This window comes from Actinoallomurus acaciae, from assembly GCF_042429965.1.
Classification (GTDB): domain Bacteria; phylum Actinomycetota; class Actinomycetes; order Streptosporangiales; family Streptosporangiaceae; genus Actinoallomurus; species Actinoallomurus acaciae.
On the sequence record NZ_JBHLZP010000801.1, the window covers coordinates 1 to 2,686 of the forward strand.

A 2,686-nucleotide genomic window follows, 5' to 3' on the forward strand; every position below is an offset into this window, starting at 1 on the left:
ACCGGCGGCGCGCAGGGCGCTCTCCGGCTCGGTGAACTGGGGGTGCACGACCACGGCGCGACAGGGCCGCAGCACGCGGGCGAGCAGCACGAACGCCTCGGCGGCGCCCGCGGTGAGCAGGACCTCCTCCTCGTCCCGCCCGTGGCGTCGCGCGACGGCACGCCGGGCGCGGCCCGGGTCGGGGTACGCGGCGAGGCCGGCGACGCTGTCGCGCAGCAGGGCGGCGAGCCACTCGGGCGGCGTGCCGTGCCGCACGTTCACCGCGAGGTCCACCAGCCCCGGGGCGACCTCGGCGTCACCGTGATGCCGCAGGTCGACGTCGCTCACGCACTCACCGTCAACGGACATGAGCGTAGGCCGGGTCGTCGGGGTGGTGGTGCGGCGCGCCGTGCCGGACGTTCACCGCGAGGTCGACCCCGGGGCCACCGTGATGCCGCGGGTCGACGTCGACGCACTCACCGTCAATGGACATGGGCATGGGTCGGGTCGTCGGGATGGTGGTGCGGCCGCTGCGGCGCGCCGACGCGGTGTTCGAAGCCCGGCATCGGCAGCCGGTACACGCACGTGTCGCAGTTCATGCGGATGTCGCCGCGCAGCGCCTCGTCGTAGCGTTCGGCCACCAGGCCGGCCAGCCCGTCACAGTCGCCGATCACCTCCGCGCAGCGCACCTCGACGCCCGTGAACGCCCGTGCCTCCGCCGCAACGCGGTCCGGCAGCACGCCGGGGAACAGGAAGTACGGCAGGACGACCACGCGGCGGGCGCCGAGCCGCCGGCAGCGTTCGAGGCCCTCCGGCACGCTCGGGCGGGCCAGGGAGACGAACGCGGTCTCCACCGTGGACAGGCCGCGGCCCTCCCACAGCAGCCGGGCCGCCTTGCACACCTCCGCGTTGGCGTCCGGGTCGGTGGAGCCCCGGCCGACGAGGAGTACGGCGGTGTCCGCGCGCTCGGCCGGGTCCAGTACGGCGTCGAGGCGTTCCTCCAGCAGCCGCAGCAGCGTCGGGTGCGGACCCAGCGGACGGCCGTAGGCGTACGTCAGACCGGGGTGGCGGGCGCGTTCGCGGGCCAGCGCGGCGGGCATGTCGCCCTTGGCGTGCCCGGCCGCCACGAGGACGAGGGGGACCGCCGCGACGTGCCGGTGCCCGTCGGCGTACAGCGAGGCGACCGCGTCGGTCAGCGGCGGCGAAGAGAGTTCGATGAACCCTCCGGCGACGTCCACGGGCAGCCGTCCGCGCAGGCGTTCGACGAAGCGGCCGAACTCGGCCACCCCCGCGTCGTCACGCGTTCCGTGGCCGACCACCAGCAGCGGCGTCATGAGTCCTCCTTCGTCGGTGATGGTGACCACGGCGGCGCGCCCTCCTCGAAGTACAGCAGGGCGTTGAGGGCGGCGGCGGCAACGGCCGACCCGCCCTTCTCCGAGACGTTGCTGACGGCGGGCAGGCCGCTGTCGCGCAGCGCGGCCTTCGACTCGGCGGCGCCGACGAACCCGACCGGCAGGCCGATCACGAGGGCCGGCGCGACGCCGTACTCGATGATCTCCTCCAGCGCGGTCGGCGCGTTGCCGACGACCCAGACCGCGCCCGGTCCGGTCTTGGCGTAGGACCGGCGGATCCCCGCGGCCGAACGGGTCAGGCCGTCGGACGCGACGGCCGGGTCGCCGATCGAGCAGATCACCGGCCGCGCGGTGATCCCGGCCGCGACCATCGCGACGTCGGTGACGATCGGCGCGCCGTCGCGCAGCGCCCGCAGCCCCTGCCGGAGGCAGGCCTCGTCGGCGACCAGGTCGGTGGCGTACTCCAGGTCGGCGCTGGCGTGGATGACGCGTTCGGTGACGGCCCGGGTGAGGGGTGGCAGCGCGCCGAGGTCGACGCGCGAGCGCAGGATCTCCATGGACCGCGCCTCGATGGGGTGGATGGTTCTCATATCTCCTCGATGGCGTCCACGGGACGGACCTCGACACGGTCACCGCGGCCGGTGCCGTCCAGGGCGTAGAGAGGGCTCATGCGGCCGGCGGCCCGGCCCGCGTACGGCCGGACGGCGCGTTCGGAGCGGGTCGGCGGGCACGCGCCGTCGCCGGTGCGGCGCCAGGTGACCCAGGCGGCGATCAGGCCCATCGATACCCCCGGGGGGTGACAAAACGCCCGGCCACCGTACGGCTGCGGCTGGAACCGACGACCACGACCGTGAACATGTCGATCCGCGCGGGGTCGGCCTCCGCCAGGGTGGTCAGCGTGACCGACTCGTCGGGGCGGCCGGCGTTTCGCACGTACCCGACCGGCGTCGACGGCGGCCGATGGCCGGCGAGGACGCTCAGCGCCTTGGGCAGCTGCCAGTCGCGGGCCCGGCTGCGCGGGTTGTAGAAGCAGACCGTGAAGTCGCCCTCCGCGGCGGCGGTGACGCGGCGCTCGATGACCTCCCACGGCGTGTGCAGATCCGACAGGGAGATGTACGCGTGGTCGTGGCCGAGCGGCGCGCCGAGGAGGTTCGCGGCGGCCACGGCGGCGGTGATGCCCGGCACGCCCTCGACGTCGATGTCGTCCCCGGCGAACTCCAGGGCCGGGCTGGCCATCGCGTAGATGCCCGCGTCGCCCGAGCCGACGAGCGCCACGGCGTGGCCCGCCGTCGCCTCCGCGACGGCGGTACGGGCCCGCTCCTCCTCCTGGCCGAGGCCCGAGGCGAGCACCCGCG

General features: G+C 75.1%; 5 protein-coding genes and 1 pseudogene. All 6 read right to left on the bottom strand.

What is annotated here, in order from left to right; genetic code table 11:
- Positions 1–348: pseudogene (locus ACFFNX_RS47175) on the bottom strand (Rv2231c family pyridoxal phosphate-dependent protein CobC); the annotation flags it as partial.
- On the bottom strand, positions 338–478 hold the full coding sequence (locus ACFFNX_RS47180) for a hypothetical protein (protein ID WP_378212926.1): 141 nt from the start codon (positions 476–478) through the stop codon (positions 338–340). The pseudogene ACFFNX_RS47175 and the gene ACFFNX_RS47180, both read right to left, overlap by 11 nt.
- Positions 462–1,313 (bottom strand): sirohydrochlorin chelatase, encoded by an 852-nt coding sequence (locus ACFFNX_RS47185; RefSeq protein ID WP_378212927.1) that lies wholly within the window; start codon positions 1,311–1,313, stop codon positions 462–464. Before ACFFNX_RS47185 ends, ACFFNX_RS47180 begins: the two co-directional genes overlap by 17 nt.
- On the bottom strand, positions 1,310–1,921 hold the full coding sequence (locus tag ACFFNX_RS47190; protein ID WP_378212928.1) for a precorrin-8X methylmutase: 612 nt from the start codon (positions 1,919–1,921) through the stop codon (positions 1,310–1,312). Before ACFFNX_RS47190 ends, ACFFNX_RS47185 begins: the two co-directional genes overlap by 4 nt.
- Positions 1,918–2,112, bottom strand: coding sequence for a hypothetical protein (locus ACFFNX_RS47195; RefSeq protein ID WP_378212930.1), 195 nt, complete (start codon positions 2,110–2,112; stop codon positions 1,918–1,920). Before ACFFNX_RS47195 ends, ACFFNX_RS47190 begins: the two co-directional genes overlap by 4 nt.
- Positions 2,103–2,686, bottom strand: a 584-nt coding sequence (locus ACFFNX_RS47200; RefSeq protein ID WP_378212932.1) for a precorrin-3B C(17)-methyltransferase, incomplete at its 5' end; no start/stop codon positions are given. The genes ACFFNX_RS47195 and ACFFNX_RS47200, both read right to left, overlap by 10 nt.

Coding starts and splice junctions, on each gene's coding strand:
- ACFFNX_RS47180 (WP_378212926.1), bottom strand. CDS start 478: ATGCCCATGTCCATTGACGGTGAGTGCGTCGACGTCGACCCGCGGCAT.
- ACFFNX_RS47185 (WP_378212927.1), bottom strand. CDS start 1,313: ATGACGCCGCTGCTGGTGGTCGGCCACGGAACGCGTGACGACGCGGGG.
- ACFFNX_RS47190 (WP_378212928.1), bottom strand. CDS start 1,921: ATGAGAACCATCCACCCCATCGAGGCGCGGTCCATGGAGATCCTGCGC.
- ACFFNX_RS47195 (WP_378212930.1), bottom strand. CDS start 2,112: ATGGGCCTGATCGCCGCCTGGGTCACCTGGCGCCGCACCGGCGACGGC.